12 protein-coding genes and 1 tRNA gene are annotated in these 17,045 nt (G+C 65.4%); 10 read left to right on the forward strand and 3 right to left on the reverse strand.

Annotation, left to right across the window (positions count from 1 at the left end; all coding sequences use genetic code 11):
- Positions 1-194: 194 nt before the first annotated feature.
- From C167_RS0127995 to C167_RS0128030, 7 genes are all read left to right on the forward strand, one after another.
- A tRNA-OTHER gene (locus C167_RS0127995) sits at positions 195-262 on the forward strand.
- A 348-nt stretch (positions 263-610) separates the two neighbouring features.
- Positions 611-1,753, forward strand: coding sequence for a slipin family protein (locus C167_RS0128005; RefSeq protein WP_017521638.1), 1,143 nt, complete (start codon positions 611-613; stop codon positions 1,751-1,753).
- 27 nt (positions 1,754-1,780) lie between these two features.
- A complete protein-coding gene (locus C167_RS0128010; protein WP_017521639.1) occupies positions 1,781-3,001 on the forward strand; it encodes an RtcB family protein in 1,221 nt (406 codons plus the stop codon).
- 50 nt (positions 3,002-3,051) lie between these two features.
- On the forward strand, positions 3,052-3,852 hold the full coding sequence (locus tag C167_RS0128015) for a nucleotidyltransferase domain-containing protein (protein WP_017521640.1): 801 nt from the start codon (positions 3,052-3,054) through the stop codon (positions 3,850-3,852).
- On the forward strand, positions 3,849-4,874 hold the full coding sequence (gene rtcA / locus C167_RS0128020) for an RNA 3'-terminal phosphate cyclase (protein ID WP_017521641.1): 1,026 nt from the start codon (positions 3,849-3,851) through the stop codon (positions 4,872-4,874). Before C167_RS0128015 ends, rtcA begins: the two co-directional genes overlap by 4 nt.
- A 102-nt stretch (positions 4,875-4,976) precedes the next feature.
- Entirely contained in the window at positions 4,977-5,336 is a 360-nt protein-coding gene (locus C167_RS0128025; protein ID WP_017521642.1) for a hypothetical protein, read from the forward strand.
- A 123-nt stretch (positions 5,337-5,459) separates the two neighbouring features.
- Entirely contained in the window at positions 5,460-6,491 is a 1,032-nt protein-coding gene (locus C167_RS0128030) for a cytochrome-c peroxidase (RefSeq protein WP_017521643.1), read from the forward strand.
- A 153-nt stretch (positions 6,492-6,644) separates the two neighbouring features.
- On the opposite strand, the gene gdhA is transcribed toward C167_RS0128030, so the two are convergent.
- A complete protein-coding gene (gene gdhA, locus C167_RS0128035; protein WP_017521644.1) occupies positions 6,645-7,979 on the reverse strand; it encodes an NADP-specific glutamate dehydrogenase in 1,335 nt (444 codons plus the stop codon).
- Between the two features lie 215 nt (positions 7,980-8,194).
- Between gdhA and C167_RS33040 the strand changes: the two genes are divergently transcribed.
- Entirely contained in the window at positions 8,195-8,491 is a 297-nt protein-coding gene (locus C167_RS33040) for a hypothetical protein (protein ID WP_037006388.1), read from the forward strand.
- 56 nt (positions 8,492-8,547) lie between these two features.
- Here C167_RS33040 and ettA read toward each other — a convergent pair whose 3' ends face one another.
- Positions 8,548-10,212 (reverse strand): energy-dependent translational throttle protein EttA, encoded by a 1,665-nt coding sequence (gene ettA, locus C167_RS0128045; RefSeq protein ID WP_017521646.1) that lies wholly within the window; start codon positions 10,210-10,212, stop codon positions 8,548-8,550.
- Positions 10,213-10,632: 420 nt separating this feature from the next.
- Between ettA and C167_RS0128050 the strand changes: the two genes are divergently transcribed.
- Together C167_RS0128050 and glyA are read left to right on the forward strand one after the other, a co-directional pair.
- Positions 10,633-14,793 (forward strand): GGDEF and EAL domain-containing protein, encoded by a 4,161-nt coding sequence (locus C167_RS0128050; protein WP_085988877.1) that lies wholly within the window; start codon positions 10,633-10,635, stop codon positions 14,791-14,793.
- 196 nt (positions 14,794-14,989) lie between these two features.
- A complete protein-coding gene (glyA, locus tag C167_RS0128055; RefSeq protein WP_017521648.1) occupies positions 14,990-16,243 on the forward strand; it encodes a serine hydroxymethyltransferase in 1,254 nt (417 codons plus the stop codon).
- 298 nt (positions 16,244-16,541) lie between these two features.
- Here the strand turns inward: glyA and C167_RS0128060 are convergent, their stop codons facing one another.
- Entirely contained in the window at positions 16,542-17,033 is a 492-nt protein-coding gene (locus C167_RS0128060; RefSeq protein ID WP_026079333.1) for a SecDF P1 head subdomain-containing protein, read from the reverse strand.
- Positions 17,034-17,045 lie beyond the last annotated feature (12 nt).

Raw genomic sequence — 17,045 nt, forward strand, 5'->3', positions numbered from 1 at the left:
GTAATTAAATCGTTATATATCAGATACTTACAAAATACATCAGCCTTTCAGAACAAACCTGGCACGCCCCTCGCTATATCTCCCTCGACCGCATCGCTGATGCAGCCCACGGGCAGGGGCTTCAACTCCCGCCGGTGCCCGAGCCCACCCCTGGTGTCGGCTTCGTGCATGCCGCTGCAGCAGTCACGGTCGATGGCGCGGTAGCTCAGTCGGATAGAGCAACCACACGTGGTCGACGCAGGTTCGAGTCCTGCTCGCGCCGTTCGGTAGCTCAGTCGGATAGAGCAGCCATTTTCGGATGGCCTGTCGCGGGTTCGATTCCCGCTCGAACACTGCCCTCCCACGGCAGCTACTCATGAAGGCAACACCCCGCCGGTGGGCAACGGGACAGGCGCAAAGCGGCCAGGAGGCCGGAAATGCCAGGGACCCGAAGCCACCGCCGGTCCGTCCGGTACGAGGACCGGGCCCGCGACAAGGCAAGTGCTGGCCGATGGATTCGGCGCAATGGACAGGATGTCCGCAGCACCTGGCTCTCGCAGGCCCCCGCCTCGCCACCCGACGGGCCGGCGAACACCGGCACCCAAGGACAAGAGAAAGAAGGAAGAGAGCAATGAAACTGCTGAAGCGCTTTACCGTGAAGAAGAACGAACGCGGCCTGCTGTACTCCGAGGGCGATTTCCTGGCGATTCTCGAACCAGGCATCCACCGCCACCTGGACTTGTACAACCGCCTGAGCGTGGAAACCTTCAGCCTGAACACCCCGTTGTTCGAGCACCGCCTGGCCGGCTACCTGCGCCTGGCGGAACCGGCGCTGGTCGAACGCCATTTCACCCGCATGGACCTGGCCGAGAACGAGGCCGGCCTGCGCTTCGAAGACGGCGTGCTGGCGGAAATCCTCGCGCCGGGCAGCCGTCGGCTGTACTGGAAAGGCCAGACCGAGCAGCGCCTGGAGCGCATCGACCTGAGCCAGGAGTACCGCGTGTCTCCGGCGCTTTTGCAACAGATGCAGGGCAACCTGCGCGGCCGCAGCGTGATCGGCGTCGAGGCGTTGCTGGTGACCCTGGTGCCGGCCTACCAGGTCGGCGTGCTGAAGGTCGACGGTGCGGTGGTCGAGTTGCTGCCGGCGGGCCAGTACGGCTTCTGGCGCTACAACCGCCAGGTGAGCGTGGAGCTGATCGATACGCGGATCCAGGCGCTGGAAGTCAGCGGCCAGGAAATCCTCACCCGCGACAAGGTGAGCCTGCGCCTGAACCTGGCCGCCAACTGGCGTTACAGCGACGTACTGACGGCGTTTTCCAGCCTGTCCAAGCCGCTGGAGCACCTCTACCGCGAACTGCAGTTCGGCCTGCGCGCGGCGGTGGGCACCCGTTCGCTGGACGAGTTGCTGGAGAACAAGCAGCTCATCGACGACTCGGTCAGCGCGTACCTGAAGGAGCGGCTGCCGGGCACCGGCATCGAGGTCAGCGGCCTGGGCGTGCGCGACATCATCCTGCCGGGCGAGATGAAGACCTTGCTGGCCCAGGTGGTCGAGGCAGAGAAGGCCGCGCAGGCGAACGTGATCCGCCGCCGCGAAGAAACCTCGGCGACCCGTTCGCTGCTGAACACGGCCAAGGTGATGGAAGACAATCCCACCGCCCTGCGCCTGAAAGAACTGGAAACCCTGGAACGGGTAGCTGAACGAATCGACCGCATCTCGGTATTCGGCGGCCTGGATCAGGTATTGAATGGACTGGTAACGCTGAAGCAGGCCTGAGCCAGCTCGGCAACGAAGGAAACGGACATGAAAGAGAAAACCTTCCAACTGCTGGAAGTCGCCAACGGCAAACCGATCAAACTCTGGACCCAGGGCGTACCGGTCGAGGACGACGCCAAACAGCAACTGATGAACACCGCGAAGATGCCCTTCATCTTCAAGCACCTGGCCGTGATGGCGGACGTGCACCTGGGCAAAGGTTCCACCATTGGCAGCGTGATCCCCACCCGGGGCGCCATCATCCCGGCCGCCGTCGGCGTGGACATCGGCTGCGGCATGATCGCCGCGCGCACCTCGCTGGTGGCTGCGGACCTGCCGGATAACCTGCATGGCCTGCGCAGCGCCATCGAGAAGGCCGTGCCCCACGGCAAGACCTTCGGCCGCCGCGACCAGGGCGCCTGGGAGGACGTACCCGAGCATGCCGACGATGCGTGGCGCGCGCTGGCCGGGCGCTTCAAGGTGATCACCGACAAGTACCCGAAACTGGAGAAGACCAACAACCGCAAGCACCTGGGAACCCTCGGCACCGGCAATCACTTCATCGAGGTCTGCCTCGACGAGGCCAACCGCGTCTGGTTCATGCTGCACAGCGGATCGCGCGGGGTGGGCAACGCCATCGGCAACCTGTTCATCGAACTGGCCCAGGCCGATATGCGCCAGCACATCGCCAACCTGCCGGACCGTGACCTGGCCTACTTCGAAGAAGGCAGCCAGCACTTCGACGACTATGTCGAAGCCGTGGGCTGGGCCCAGGACTTCGCCCGGCAGAACCGCGAACTGATGATGCGCGCGGTGATCGCAGCGGCGCGGCAGATCATCCGCAAGCCGTTCGAGGCAAGCCTGGAAGCGGTGAACTGCCACCACAACTACGTGCAGAAGGAACGTCACTTCGGTGAAGAGGTACTGGTAACGCGCAAAGGCGCGGTGTCCGCGCAGAAAGGCCAGCTCGGCATCATTCCGGGGTCGATGGGCGCCAAGAGCTTCATCGTCCGCGGCCTGGGTAACGAGGAGGCGTTCTGCTCGTGCAGCCACGGCGCCGGCCGGACCATGAGCCGCACCAAGGCCAAGAAGCTGTTCAGCGTCGAGGACCAGGTGCGCGCCACCGCACACGTCGAGTGCCGAAAGGATGCGGATGTGATCGACGAGATCCCGATGGCCTACAAGGACATCGACGCCGTGATGGACGCCCAGCGCGAGCTGGTGGAAGTGCTGCATACCCTGCGTCAGGTGGTGTGCGTGAAGGGGTAGAAGGGCGCGGGCCGGACGGGCCCGCGTCGACAGCAAGACAGGAAAGGGACATGAACAAGGAAGAACGCCACCCCCTCCCCGCCGCCATGCGCGAACGGGTATTGGAGGAATTGGCAAGACTGGAACAGGAGCATGGCGTGACTGTGCTTTATGCGTGCGAGTCAGGCAGCCGCGCCTGGGGCTTCGCCTCGCCGGATAGCGACTACGATGTGCGCTTCGTCTACGTGCATCAACCGGAGTGGTACCTGCGTGTGGACGAACCGCGCGACGTGCTGGAACGCCCGCTGACCGACGAACTGGACCTCAGCGGCTGGGAACTGCGCAAGACCCTGAGGCTGCTGCGCAAGTCCAACCCGACACTGCTGGAGTGGCTGGACTCGCCGCTGGTGTACCGCAGCGAACCGGCGGCGGCCGAGGAACTGCGCCAACTGGCTCGGGACTTCTACTCCCCCGCCGCTGCGCGAGCGCACTACCTGTCGATGGCCAAGAAGAACTTTCGTGGCTATCTGCAGGGCGAGGCGGTTCGCTACAAGAAGTACCTTTACGTGTTGCGCCCGCTGCTGGCCGTGCGCTGGATCGACCAGGGCCTCGGCATGCCGCCGATGGTCTTCGAGACACTGATGGAGGCAACGCTCGACGATGCCGCGCAGCGCGCCGACGTCGAGGAACTGCTGGTGCTCAAGCGCCAGGCGGTCGAGGCCGAATACGGCCCGGCACGCCCGGCACTGCACCGGCTGATCGAGGCAGAGCTGCAACGCGCGGAAGACCTCGGCGCACCCTGTGGCGGCTGCCGCGACACGCAGCGCCTGGACCACTTCCTGCGCGATCAGGTGAGGACGTATGCCCGATGAACAAGGACCTGATCGAACTCGACGGCGCCGACGGCGGCGGGCAGATCCTGCGCAGCGCGCTGAGCCTGTCGATGATCACCGGCAAGGCGCTGCGCATCGTCGACATCCGTGGCCGGCGTTCGCGGCCGGGGCTGCTGCGCCAGCACCTGACGGCCGTGCGCGCCGCGGCGGAGGTCTGCGGCGCGACGGTGCAGGGCGATGAGCTCGGCGCGCGCAGCCTGACCTTCCGCCCCGGTGCGATTCGCGGCGGCGACTACCGCTTCGCCATCGGCAGCGCGGGCAGCGCCGTGCTGGTGCTGCAGACCCTGCTACCAGCCCTGCTGTTCGCCGACGGGCCGAGCCGCCTGGCGATCACGGGGGGCACGCACAATCCGTTGGCGCCGCCGGCGGACTTCATCGAGCGCAGCTGGCTGCCGCTGTTGCGGCGCATGGGCGCGAAGGTCGACTTCGAGCTGCTGCGCCATGGCTTCATGCCCGCCGGCGGCGGTGAATTGAGGGTGTGCGTCGAGCCTGGAGAGTTGCAGCCGCTGCATCTGCCGCAAGCCGGCGCCGTGCTTTCGCGCTCGGCCCGCGCCCTGCTCGCGGCCATTCCCGGTCACGTTGGGGATCGCGAGCTGGAGAAGGTGAAGCGACATCAGGATTGGCACGCGGCATCCGCTCGGGTCGTCCATCTGCCGGAGGACCAGGGGCCGGGCAATGCCTTGCTGCTGGAAGTCGAGTGCGAGCACCTGACCCTGGTGTTCTGCGCCTTCGGTCAATCCGGGATCAGCGCCGAGCACGTTGCCAGCCAGGCATTGCGCCAGGTTGATGACTGGCGCCGCAGCGGCGCCAGCGTCGAGGAACACCTTGCCGACCAGATGTTGCTGCCCATGGCGCTGGCCAGAGGCGGCAGCTTTACCACGCCGGTGCTGAGCGATCATCTGCTGAGCAATCGCGCGGTGATCGAAGCCTTCCTGCCCGTGCACATCGACTGTCTGGCAAAGCCTGCATCAGGCCAGCACATCCGCATCACGCCGGCTTGACGCTTTTCTCACCAACCGCGGGCTAGAGTCGCGCCATGTCACCTCGAGTGGCGCTTCCCCTGTCGGCGCGTGTACCCGCCTTATCGGTACACGGGAGCTTCCATGGCGCACCGCGCCACCCTGATCCTGCTCTGCGCCGCGCTACTCGCCGGCTGCGAAACCACTCACGAAAACCTCCTTGCCCAAGGCTACCCGCCCGCCTATGCCGACGGCTATGACGATGGCTGTGGCAGCGGTCGCCAGGCGGCCGGCGCGATTACCGGCGAGTTCCGCAAGAACGTGCCGCGCTACCTGGGCGAGCCGAAGTATGCGCTCGGCTGGAACGACGGCTTCCAGCAATGCCAGGCCATGCGCGTAAGCCAGGAACGCCAGCAGTACGAAGAACAGCGCAAAAGCGACCGGGACCGCGACTGGGAACAGCAGAAGGACCGCGCGCTCGGCCAAGCCCTGCGGGAGAACTGAGACTGCGGCAACATTCCACAGATGGCATGAGCGCCCGTTTGATTTCGGTCAAGCCTCCCCCGCCGCCCATCGCCTCTCCTTGAAATCAGAAGAAACCAAAGCCTGAAACCAAGGAGACTCCACATGCAGCCCATCAAACTGGCGCTGGGCAGCTTGCTGCTGGCCGTGAGCACGGCGGCCGCGCAAGCGAATGCCGACATCCTGCGCGACAACGCCAACAGCCTCTTCAAGCCCATCCCGGAGCAGCCCAGCGACAAACTCGACCCCAACCAGATCGAACTGGGTCGGCAGCTGTTCTTCGAACCACGCCTGTCCGCCAGCCATGTGATCAGCTGCAATACCTGCCACAACATCGGCACCGGCGGCGCCGACAACGTGCCCGCCTCCAGCGGCCATGCCTGGCAAAAGGGCGCGCGCAACTCGCCCACCGTGTTCAACGCGGTGTTCAACGTCGCGCAGTTCTGGGATGGCCGTGCCAAGGACCTGGAAGAGCAGGCCAAGGGCCCGGTGCAGAACCCGGTGGAAATGCACAACACGCCGAAGAACGTCGAGGCCACGCTGAGCAGCATGCCCGAATACGTCGCTGCCTTCGGCAAAGCCTTCCCCAGCGACAAGCAACCGGTCAGCTTCGACAACATGGCCCGCGCGCTGCAGGCGTTCGAGTCGACCCTGATCACGCCGGATTCGCGCTTCGACCTCTACCTCAAGGGCGACGACAACGCCCTCGACGCCAAGGAGAAGAAAGGCCTGCAGACCTTCATGAGCTCGGGCTGCATCAGTTGCCACAACGGCGTGAACCTGGGCGGCCAGGCCTACTTCCCGTTCGGCCTGGTGAAGAAGCCCGACAGCAGGATTCTGCCCACCGGCGACAAGGGACGTTTCGAGGTCACCAAGACGCAGAATGACCAGTACGTGTTCCGTGCCGCCCCCCTGCGCAACGTCGCGCTGACCGCGCCGTACTTCCACAGCGGGCAGGTCTGGGACCTGGAGGAAGCCGTAGCGATCATGGGTACCGCACAGCTGGGCAAACAGCTCAACGCGGAAGAAGTCGGCGACATCGTTGCCTTCCTCAAGACCGTCACCGGCAAGCAGCCGAAGGTGGAATATCCGATCCTGCCGCCGAGCACCTCGGCCACGCCCAAACCGGTGGATTAATCAGGCCAACGCCGAACCTGCAGGAGCGAGCTCGCTCGCGAAAGCACTACGCCAGCGCCGATAGGTTCGCGAGCAAGCTCGCCCCTACAGGGCACGCCGGCTGGAATGAAAAACGGGCCCGATGGGCCCGTTCTTTTCATGCTGTCGGAGCGATCAGACCACGCCCTGGGCCAGCATCGCGTCGGCTACCTTGACGAAGCCGGCAATGTTGGCGCCCTTCACGTAGTTGATCCGGCCATTCTCCTCGCCGTAGGCGACGCAGGCATGGTGGATGTTCTGCATGATGCCGTGCAGGCGCTGGTCCACTTCCCCGGCGGTCCACAGCAGGCGCATGGCGTTCTGGCTCATCTCCAGGCCGCTGGTGGCGACGCCGCCGGCGTTGGAGGCCTTGCCCGGCGCGTAGAGGATGCCGGCTTCGATGAAGATATCCACAGCCTCCAGGGTCGATGGCATGTTCGCGCCTTCGGCCACGCAGATGCAGCCGTTGGCCAGCAGGGTGCGCGCGTCGTTGGCGTCCAGCTCGTTCTGCGTGGCACAAGGCAGCGCAATGTCGCAGGCGAGCGACCAGGGACGTTCGCCGGCGAGGAAACGCAGGCCGGGGCCGGTCATCTCGCTGAGACGGCCGCGACGGACGTTCTTCAACTCCATGACGGCTTCCCACTGCTCCAGGGTCAGGCCGGCCTCGATGAACAGTGTGCCTTCGGAATCGGACAGCGAGATCACCTTGCCGCCCAGTTCCATGACCTTCTGCGCGGCATACTGGGCTACGTTGCCGGAACCGGAGATGGCCACGCGCTGGCCGTCGAAGCCGCTCTCGCGGGCCTTGAGCATTTCCTGGGCGAAGTACACGCAACCGTAGCCGGTGGCTTCCGGGCGGATCAGGCTGCCGCCGTAGGACATGCCCTTGCCGGTCAGCACCGAGGTGAACTCGTTGGACAGGCGCTTGTACTGGCCGAACAGGTAACCGATCTCGCGGGCACCCACGCCGATGTCGCCGGCCGGCACGTCGAGGTCAGCGCCGATGTGGCGGAACAGCTCGCTCATGAAGGACTGGCAGAAGCGCATGACTTCGGCGTCGCTCTTGCCCTTGGGATCGAAGTCCGAGCCACCCTTGCCGCCGCCCATGGGCAGCGAGGTCAGGGAGTTCTTGAAGACCTGCTCGAAGGCGAGGAACTTCAGCACGCCCAGGTTCACCGACGGGTGGAAGCGCAGGCCGCCCTTGTACGGGCCGATGGCGCTGCTCATCTGGATACGGAAACCGCGGTTGACCCGCACTCGTCCGGCATCATCCACCCAGGGTACGCGGAACAGGATCGCGCGTTCGGGCTCGACGATGCGTTCGACGATGCCGGCCTGCAGGTAGTGCGGGTTGGCTTCGAGGAAGGGCCAGAGGGAGCGCAGCACCTCTTCCACTGCCTGGTGGAATTCGGGTTGATCGGGGTCGCGCCGCTTCAGGCGCTCGAGGAACGAGTCAACGGATTGCGTCATGTCTACACCGGTACTTTTCTGATTATGTGATGCTTTTTGCCGGCAGACTCTAACAATCCACGCCGCCCCGAGATAGTGCAGCGTGACGCTTTTATGAATCTTTATGGTGCAAAAATATAAATCCCACTTCTGCCGGACCGGCAGAAAAACAGATTCCTGTATACAAAATCAATAGGTAGTTGCACTCAACAACTCATTCCACCAGGACGCCCATGATGCTCGCACGCCCTCTCGCGCTTCTCGCCGCTCTCACCTGCACCCTCGCCCTACCCGCCCACGGAGCCATGAAACTGGGTAACTTCACCGAATCCGGTGCGCTGGTGGTAGCGGATACATTCGACAGCGAAGTGATCCACAAGTCGAAGTTCAGCAGCGACGACCTGGAGCGCATGTCACGCCAGCTGGAAGAACAGCAACGCACCCTGCAGGACCAGGCGCGGCAAATCGACACACTGCAGCGCCAGCTGGAGGATCAGCGCCGCGCCCTGGACGATCTCAAGCGCAGCCGCTGATACAGGCACAGAAATGAAAACGGGGCCCGAAGGCCCCGTTCTCTTTCAGAAGCGGCTTACGCCAGCTTCTTGTAACGCACGCGGTGCGGCTGCGAGGCAGCGTCGCCCAGGCGTTTCTTGCGATCGGCTTCGAACTCGGTGTAGTTGCCTTCGAAGAAGACCACCTTGCCGTCGTCCTCGTAGGAGAGGATGTGGGTCGCGATGCGGTCCAGGAACCAGCGATCGTGGGAAATCACGATGGCGGCGCCGGGGAAGTCCAGCAGCGCTTCTTCCAGCGCACGCAGGGTTTCCACGTCGAGGTCGTTGGACGGTTCGTCGAGCAGCAGCACGTTGCCGCCCTGCTTCAGGGTCAGGGCCAGGTGCAGACGGCCACGCTCACCACCGGAGAGGTCCTTGACGAACTTCTGCTGGTCGCCGCCCTTGAAGTTGAAGCGGCCGACGTAGCTGCGCGACGGGACTTCGTAGTTGCCGATCTTGATCTGCTCGAAGCCGTCGGATACCTGCTCCCACACGGTCTTGTTGCCGTCGAGGATTTCGCGGCTCTGGTCGACGCTGGCGATCTGCACGGTTTCGCCGATCTCGATGGTGCCCGAGTCCGGTTGCTCCTTGCCGGTCAGCATGCGGAACAGGGTGGATTTACCCGCACCGTTGCCACCGATCACGCCGACGATGGCGCCCTTGGGAATGCTCAGGGACAGGTCGTCGATCAGTTGGCGATCGCCGTAGCCCTTGCTGACGTTGTGCAGCTCGATGACCTTGTCGCCCAGGCGCGGACCGGCCGGGATATAGATCTCGTTGGTCTCGCTGCGCTTCTGGAATTCCTGCGACTGCATTTCCTCGAAGCGCTGCAGACGGGCCTTGGACTTGGACTGGCGAGCCTTGGCGCCCTGGCGTACCCACTCCAGCTCGGCCTTCATGGCCTTGGCGTGGGAAGCTTCCTGCTTGGCTTCCTGGGCCAGGCGGTTGGCCTTGGATTCCAGCCAGCCGGAGTAGTTGCCTTCGAACGGGATGCCCTGGCCACGGTCCAGCTCGAGAATCCAGCCGGCGACGTTGTCGAGGAAGTAGCGGTCGTGGGTGATCGCCACCACGGTGCCCGGGAAGTCGTGGAGGAAGTGTTCCAGCCAGGCGACCGAGTCGGCGTCCAGGTGGTTGGTCGGTTCGTCCAGCAGCAGCATGTCCGGGGCGGACAGCAGCAGGCGGCACAGGGCGACACGGCGCTTTTCACCACCGGAGAGGTGCTCGATCTTCGCATCCCACGGCGGCAGGCGCAGGGCGTCGGCGGCGACTTCCAGCTGGCGCTCCAGGTTGTGGCCGTCGGAAGCCTGGAGGATGGCCTCCAGCTTGGCCTGCTCGGCGGCCAGGGCGTCGAAGTCGGCGTCCGGCTCGGCGTAGGCGGCGTAGACCTCGTCCAGGCGAGCCTGGGCGGCCTTGATCTGGCCGACGGCCTCCTCGACGATCTCGCGAACGGTGGCCTGCGGATCGAGCTTGGGCTCCTGCGGCAGGTAGCCGACGTTGATGCCCGGCATCGGGCGCGCTTCACCTTCGATCTCGGTGTCGACGCCGGCCATGATGCGCAGCAGGGTGGATTTACCCGCGCCGTTCAGGCCGAGCACGCCGATCTTGGCGCCGGGGAAGAACGACAGGGAGATGTTCTTGAGGATTTCACGCTTGGGCGGCACGACCTTGCCGACCCGGTGCATGGTGTAGACGTATTGAGCCATGGATACCTGACTTCTGGGATGAATTGTGATCGGGATGGCCGGAACAGACGACGGCAGGTTCCGGGACGCCGGCTCAGTGGCCGGAGCGGCAGCGCTCGAACGCTCGCGAGCGGGCTGCCGGCGGGCGCGAACGACCGATGGACGGCCCTTCGCGCGGGACTCTGCGCGGATGTACTTTATGCAACCCACACCACGCGCGCGTGCGGCAAAGCTACCGGAATGAACCAGGAAGGGCAAACGACGCTCGTCGGCCATACTGGCACTTCGCCGCCTTTCCGGGCATCCTAGCCTGCGCCGAATTCAGCCGTATCGCCCCAGGTCCCTAAGTCCTTGTCTATTTTCCCCCGTACTCCTCCGGACGCCCTGGCCAGGCCTGGCCGCGTGGCGACCCGGACCGCGCTGGTGCTGCTGGTGCTGTTCATGCTCGCCCTGCTGGGCTGGCAGCTGCACCAGGAGTTCCGCAGCCAGGAGCGCTTCGAGCGTGAGCGGGTGGTGCTGCACGGCGAACAGATGGCCCAGCGGATCTCCCTGACCCTGGAACTCAAGGCGGTGGCCGCCCAGGCCCTGCTGCAACAGGAACAGGACCGCGCCCCCAGCGATCTCCACGCACCGTTGATCGCGGGACTGAAGCACATCTATCCATCCTTCCACAGCCTGGTCCGACTGGACGCCAGCGGCGCACCCGTGCGCGACTCCAGTGGCATCAAGGACGCCGCTTTCATCGAAGCCCTGGGCCGGCGCAGCGCGCAGCAGGCCTATCACTATGCCTTCAGCGAGGAAAACGGCGGCTACTTCTATGTCTGGTTGAAGGCCACCAAGCCCGGCGAAGGCGACAACGTTATCCGCCTCGACGAAAAGTCCGCCCGGCGTGGATGGGCCGCGCAGATCCGCCCCGAGTCGCCCGACTGGATCCTGGTCGACGACGTCCAGCAGAAGGTCCTCGGTCGCTCCAGCGGCTACCGCCCCGGCCCGCTGTCAGCGGCCTCACCGCTGGAACAGGCGCAGAGCCTGGACGGCCTGGATATCCAGAACACCGACTGGAAGCTGCACCCGCAATTCGACGACCGGCAGATCCGCTCCATCCTGCTGCCGCGCCTGGGCGGCGAGCTGGCGCTGCTGCTGGTGCTGGCCGGGATCGCCGGCGCCGCCCTGCTGCGCCTGCAACGCGAACAGCAGAACCTGCGTACGCTGACCGCTGAGTCGCAGCAGGGCCTGCGTCAGGCCGCGCAGGCCCTGGGCGCAATCGACGAGCGGGTGCTGGTGACCCGCGCCGACGGCCGCCTCGCCTACCTCAATCCACAGGCGGAACAGTTGTTCGGCCTCACGACCGAAGATGTCGGCGAGCATCACCTGCTGGAGCTGCTGCCGGGCCTGGGCGGGTTGCTCAACGGCAGCGAAGCGGCCAGCGAGAACGGCGCGGAACTGGTGCGAGTGAACCATGCAGGACAGCCGCGCCTGTTCGCCGTCAGCCACCACTCGCTGGACGACAGCCCCCTGTCACCGGAGCAGACCTGGGTGCTGCGCGGCAACCTGCCCCAGGGCGGGCAGGTCTGGGTGCTGCGCGACGTCACCGAGGAACAGCAGGCACTGCATATCCTCGAGGAGACCCGCCGGCGCTACCAGGACATCTTCGACGGCGTCGGCGTCGCCCTCTGCGTGCTCGACCTCTCCGCCCTGCGCCAGAGCCTGGTGGACCTCAACCTGCGCCGGCAAAGCGATCTGCGCGACTGGATCGCCTCCCAGCCCGAGCGCTTGTCCTGGCTGCAACGCCAGGTGCGCATCACGGAGATCAACAACGTCGCCAAGCGCCTGATGGGCGTGGGCACCACCGAGCAGGCCTGGCAGGTGCTCATCGGAGGCGCCGGCATGCGCCCGGAGGGCGTCCGCAGCAAGGTGCTCGAAGCCGTCCTGCACGGCCACGGCATGGTCGAGCTGGAAGCCTGCATCAATACCCGTCAGGGCGAGCAGCGCCACCTGTGGCTGCAACTGCGCGTGCCGGAGATGATCCAGGACTTCCACGCCGTCACCCTGAGCCTGTCGGACATCACCAGCCGCAAGCAGGTCGAGCTGTCGCTGATCGAGCGCGAGAAGTTCTGGTCCGACGCGGTGCGGGCGGTGCCCGACACCCTGTACATCCACGACATCGCCGCGCGTCGGGTGATCTTCAGCAACCACAACCTCGGCCACCAGCTCGGCTACAGCAGCGACGAGCTGCGCGAAATGGGCGAGCGCTTCTGGGAAAAGGTGCTGCACCCCGACGATGTCGAGTGCTACTGGCGCGTGCGCAACCTGCAGCAGGTCGTGGGCGATGGCCTGCTGCTGGACAGCCAGCTGCGCTGGCGCCACCGCGACGGCAACTGGCACTGGTTCGACATCCGCGAACAGGCCTTCACCCGCGACGCTTCCGGCCGCGTGGCGCGGCTGATCGGCGTGGCCAAGGACATCACCGACACGGTCGAGGCGCACAACTCCCTGCGCGAAAGCGGCCGCCGCTACCGCATGCTCGCCGAGAGCATCAGCGACGTGATCCTCTCCACCGACGCCCAGGTCAAGCTCAACTACATCAGCCCCTCGATCCAGCAGGTATTCGGCTACAGCCCCGAGTGGGTGCTGACCAACGGCTTCCAGCCGATAGCCGCCAACCCGGTGCAACTGGAGCGCCTGGAAGAACTGCTGCACCGCGTACAGGCCGCCATCGGCGAGCCCAAGCGCCTCGCCGAACTGCGCGAGAACAGCGAACCGCAGCTGTTCAGCCTCGACTGCCTGCATGCCGACGGCCACAAGATTCCCGTTGAACTGCGCATCGCCCTGATGTGGGACGACCACGGCCGCTTCGAAGGCCTGCTCGGCGTTGCCCGCGACATCAGCCAGCAACGCCGTGCCGAGCGCGAGATGCGCATGGCGGCGACGGTGTTCGAACATTCCACGGCGGCGATCATGGTTACCGATCCGGCCGGCTACATCGTGCAGATCAACGACTCCTTCAGCCGCCTGACCGGCTACTCCGCCGAGGAAGTGCTGGACCAGCTGCCGCGCCTGCTCACCGCCGACCGCCAGGAAGCCAACCAGCTCAAGCACGTGATGGAAAGCCTGCTCAAGAGCGGCAGTTGGGAAGGCGAGATCCTGCAGAAGCGCAAGAATGGCGAGTTGTATCCGAGCTGGGTCGGCATCACCGCGGTGCATGACGAGGAAGGCGACCTGGTCAGCTTCGTCTGCTTCTTCAGCGACATCAGCGAGCGCAAGGCCAGCGAGCGGCGCATTCACCGCCTGGCCTACTACGACGCCCTGACCCACCTGCCCAACCGCACGCTGTTCCAGGACCGCCTGCACACCGCGCTGTTGCAAGCCGAGCGCCACCAGCAGTGGGTGGTGCTGATGTTCCTCGACCTCGACCGCTTCAAACCGATCAACGACTCCCTCGGCCACGCCGCCGGCGACCGCATGCTCAAGGAGGTGGCCGAGCGCCTGAGCCTTTGCGTCAGCGACGACGACACCGTGGCGCGCATGGGCGGCGACGAGTTCACCCTGCTGCTCGCCGGTCAGAAGGACCGCGAGAAGGCGCTGCGACAGGCGATCCAGGTGGCCGAGCAGATCCTTTCCAGCCTCGCTCGCCCCTTCACCCTGGAGGGCCGCGAATTCTTCGTCACCGCCAGCATCGGCGTGGCGCTCTCGCCGCAGGACGGCGCCGAGCTCAGCCAGCTGATGAAGAACGCCGACACGGCGATGTACCACGCCAAGGAAATGGGCAAGAACAACTTCCAGTTCTACCAGGCCGAGATGAACGCCCGCGCCCTGGAACGTCTGGAGCTGGAAAGCGATCTGCGCCGCGCCATCGAGCTGCACGAGTTCGTCCTGCACTACCAGCCGCAGTTCACCGGCGATGGCCGCCGCCTGACCGGCGCCGAGGCGCTGCTGCGCTGGCAGCACCCCAAGCGCGGGCTGATCCCGCCGGCTGAGTTCATCCCGGTGCTGGAAGAGCTCGGCCTGGTCGCCCAGGTCGGCGACTGGCTGCTGGAGCAGGCCTGCCTGCAGCTTCGCGCCTGGCACCGGGACAAGGTGCGGGTGCCGAAGATTTCCGTAAACCTCTCGGCCCGGCAGTTCGCCGACGGCCAGCTGGGCGAGCGCATCGCCGGCATCCTCGAGGACACCGGCATCGCCCCGGCGTGCCTGGAGCTGGAACTGACCGAAAGCATCCTGATGAGCGACGTTTCCCAGGCGATGCAGATACTTCAGGGCTTGAAGCGCCTGGGGCTGGCGATTGCGGTGGACGACTTCGGCACCGGCTATTCGTCGCTCAACTACCTCAAGCAGTTCCCCATCGACGTGCTGAAGATCGACCGCAGCTTCGTCGACGGCCTGCCCCACGGCGAGCAGGACGCGCAGATCGCCCGCGCCATCATCGCCATGGCCCACAGCCTGAACCTGATGGTGATCGCCGAGGGCGTGGAGAGCCACGAGCAATTGGAGTTCCTCCGCGAGCACGGCTGCGACGAAGTGCAGGGCTTCCTCTTCGGCCGCCCCGTGCCGGCCGACCAGTTCGCCGCGCTGTTCGCCAGCAACGCGCTGTTCCTGCTGGGCTGACCGCGCATCCGCAAGATGCCTGGTCCGCTCCTACATCCAGCCCACCATCGGTGTTGAACCGCTCCCAATTCCGCGCACCGACTGGCCTTGAACCCCGCTTGTCAGCCACATGACCGCCTTTCATGTGCCAGCACCGACGCCTTGGGTTAGAATGCGCGCCTTTCCCCCCCAGCACCCGATCCTTAAGAGGACCGCCATGTTCAGCCGTGATTTGACCCTCGCCCGCTACGATGCCGAACTCTTCGCCGCGATGGAGCAGGAAGCCCAGCGCCAGGAAGAGCACATCGAGCTCATCGCCTCCGAGAACTACACCAGCCCGGCGGTGATGGAAGCCCAGGGTTCGGTGCTGACCAACAAGTACGCCGAAGGCTACCCGGGCAAGCGCTACTACGGTGGTTGCGAGTACGTCGACGTCGTCGAGCAGCTGGCCATCGACCGCGCCAAGGAACTGTTCGGCGCCGACTACGCCAACGTACAGCCGCACGCCGGCTCCCAGGCCAACGCCGCCGTCTACCTGGCCCTGCTGTCGGCCGGTGACACCATCCTGGGCATGAGCCTGGCCCACGGCGGCCACCTGACCCACGGCGCCTCCGTCTCCTCCTCCGGCAAGCTGTACAACGCCGTGCAGTACGGCATCACCGACGCCGGCCTGATCGACTACGACGAAGTCGAGCGCCTGGCCCTCGAGCACAAGCCGAAGATGATCGTCGCCGGCTTCTCCGCCTACTCCCAGGTCCTGGACTTCGCCCGCTTCCGCGCCATCGCCGACAAGGTCGGTGCCTACCTGTTCGTCGACATGGCCCACGTGGCCGGTCTGGTCGCCGCTGGCGTCTACCCGAACCCGGTGCCGTTCGCCGACGTGGTCACCACCACCACCCACAAGACCCTGCGCGGCCCGCGCGGCGGCCTGATCCTCGCTCGCAAGAACGAAGAGATCGAGAAGAAGCTGAACTCCGCCGTCTTCCCGGGTGCCCAGGGTGGCCCGCTGGAGCACGTGATCGCCGCCAAGGCCGTGTGCTTCAAGGAAGCCCTGCAGCCCGAGTTCAAGGCCTACCAGCAGCAGGTCCTGAAGAACGCCCAGACCATGGCCAGCGTGTTCATCGAGCGCGGCTTCGACGTGGTTTCCGGCGGCACCCAGAACCACCTGTTCCTGTTGTCCCTGATCAAGCAGGACATCACCGGTAAGGACGCCGACGCCGCCCTGGGTCGCGCCTTCATCACCGTGAACAAGAACAGCGTACCGAACGACCCGCGCTCCCCGTTCGTCACCTCCGGCCTGCGTATCGGCACCCCCGCCGTGACCACCCGCGGCTTCAAGGAAGCCGAGTGCCGCGAGCTGGCCGGCTGGATCTGCGACATCCTGACCAACATGGGCGACGAGTCCGTGGTGGACGGCGTGCGCGAGAAGGTCAAGGCCATCTGCGCCAAGTTCCCGGTCTACGGCGCCTAAGCCGAACCCGCGAACCGCACGATGAAAAAGCCCGGCAGATGCCGGGCTTTTTCATGGGCGCCCCGCTACGGGAGCAGGCCGAACCTGTAGGAGCGAGCTTGCTCGCAAACGAATTCCAGCCAGGTGCCGGCGTTATGCGGCTCGCGAGCAAGCTCGCTCCTACAACGGCACGAACATCCCTTCCATGGAGCTCCATTTCGTAGGGCGCATAACGCGTCAGCGTTATCCGCAGCAGCGCTCGCGGCGGATAACCTGTTCCAGGTTATTCGCCCTGCGTCCTCAAGTCCCTATAGAGAAGCTAAGGCTGCCCACCGGACTTCTGCTCCGGCTGAACCGGCACATCGCGCATCTGGTTGAGCCGGTGCACCAGGGTTTCGGCTTCCGCCTGGCTGGCGAATCCCTTGAGCATCACCTGGCCATCGGTCACCACCCGCGTCACTTTCGGCAGCAGGCGCAGTTGCCCGTCGATGACTACTGCCAGGGCGCTGCCCTGCTCTTCCTCGGTCAATTTAGCCAGACGTTGGCTGGCTTCGGGGGTGAACAGCACGCGCACCGCCGGCTTGCCGCCAGCAACACTGGCCAGTTCGGCCCGCTGCACGTCGCGCTGGGTCAGCGCGGGATGAGTCGCCACCAGCACGGCCTTGCCTTGCGGATCGGCCAGGGTGCGAGTGCTGGCCGTGGGCTTTTCCGCCACGGCATGGACATCGAAGGTGTGCTGCGGTGCCGACGGCGGCGCACCGGCGCAGGCGCCCAACAATGAGGCGAAGAGGATCGGAATAGAGCGTTTCATCGACAAGGAGGC

Source organism: Pseudomonas nitroreducens TX1, from assembly GCF_000313755.1.
GTDB classification, from domain to species: Bacteria; Pseudomonadota; Gammaproteobacteria; order Pseudomonadales; family Pseudomonadaceae; genus Pseudomonas; species Pseudomonas nitroreducens_A.

Coding starts and splice junctions, on each gene's coding strand:
- C167_RS0128005 (WP_017521638.1), top strand. CDS start 611: ATGAAACTGCTGAAGCGCTTTACCGTGAAGAAGAACGAACGCGGCCTG.
- C167_RS0128010 (WP_017521639.1), top strand. CDS start 1,781: ATGAAAGAGAAAACCTTCCAACTGCTGGAAGTCGCCAACGGCAAACCG.
- C167_RS0128015 (WP_017521640.1), top strand. CDS start 3,052: ATGAACAAGGAAGAACGCCACCCCCTCCCCGCCGCCATGCGCGAACGG.
- rtcA (WP_017521641.1), top strand. CDS start 3,849: ATGAACAAGGACCTGATCGAACTCGACGGCGCCGACGGCGGCGGGCAG.
- C167_RS0128025 (WP_017521642.1), top strand. CDS start 4,977: ATGGCGCACCGCGCCACCCTGATCCTGCTCTGCGCCGCGCTACTCGCC.
- C167_RS0128030 (WP_017521643.1), top strand. CDS start 5,460: ATGCAGCCCATCAAACTGGCGCTGGGCAGCTTGCTGCTGGCCGTGAGC.
- gdhA (WP_017521644.1), bottom strand. CDS start 7,979: ATGACGCAATCCGTTGACTCGTTCCTCGAGCGCCTGAAGCGGCGCGAC.
- C167_RS33040 (WP_037006388.1), top strand. CDS start 8,195: ATGCTCGCACGCCCTCTCGCGCTTCTCGCCGCTCTCACCTGCACCCTC.
- ettA (WP_017521646.1), bottom strand. CDS start 10,212: ATGGCTCAATACGTCTACACCATGCACCGGGTCGGCAAGGTCGTGCCG.
- C167_RS0128050 (WP_085988877.1), top strand. CDS start 10,633: ATGCTCGCCCTGCTGGGCTGGCAGCTGCACCAGGAGTTCCGCAGCCAG.
- glyA (WP_017521648.1), top strand. CDS start 14,990: ATGTTCAGCCGTGATTTGACCCTCGCCCGCTACGATGCCGAACTCTTC.
- C167_RS0128060 (WP_026079333.1), bottom strand. CDS start 17,033: ATGAAACGCTCTATTCCGATCCTCTTCGCCTCATTGTTGGGCGCCTGC.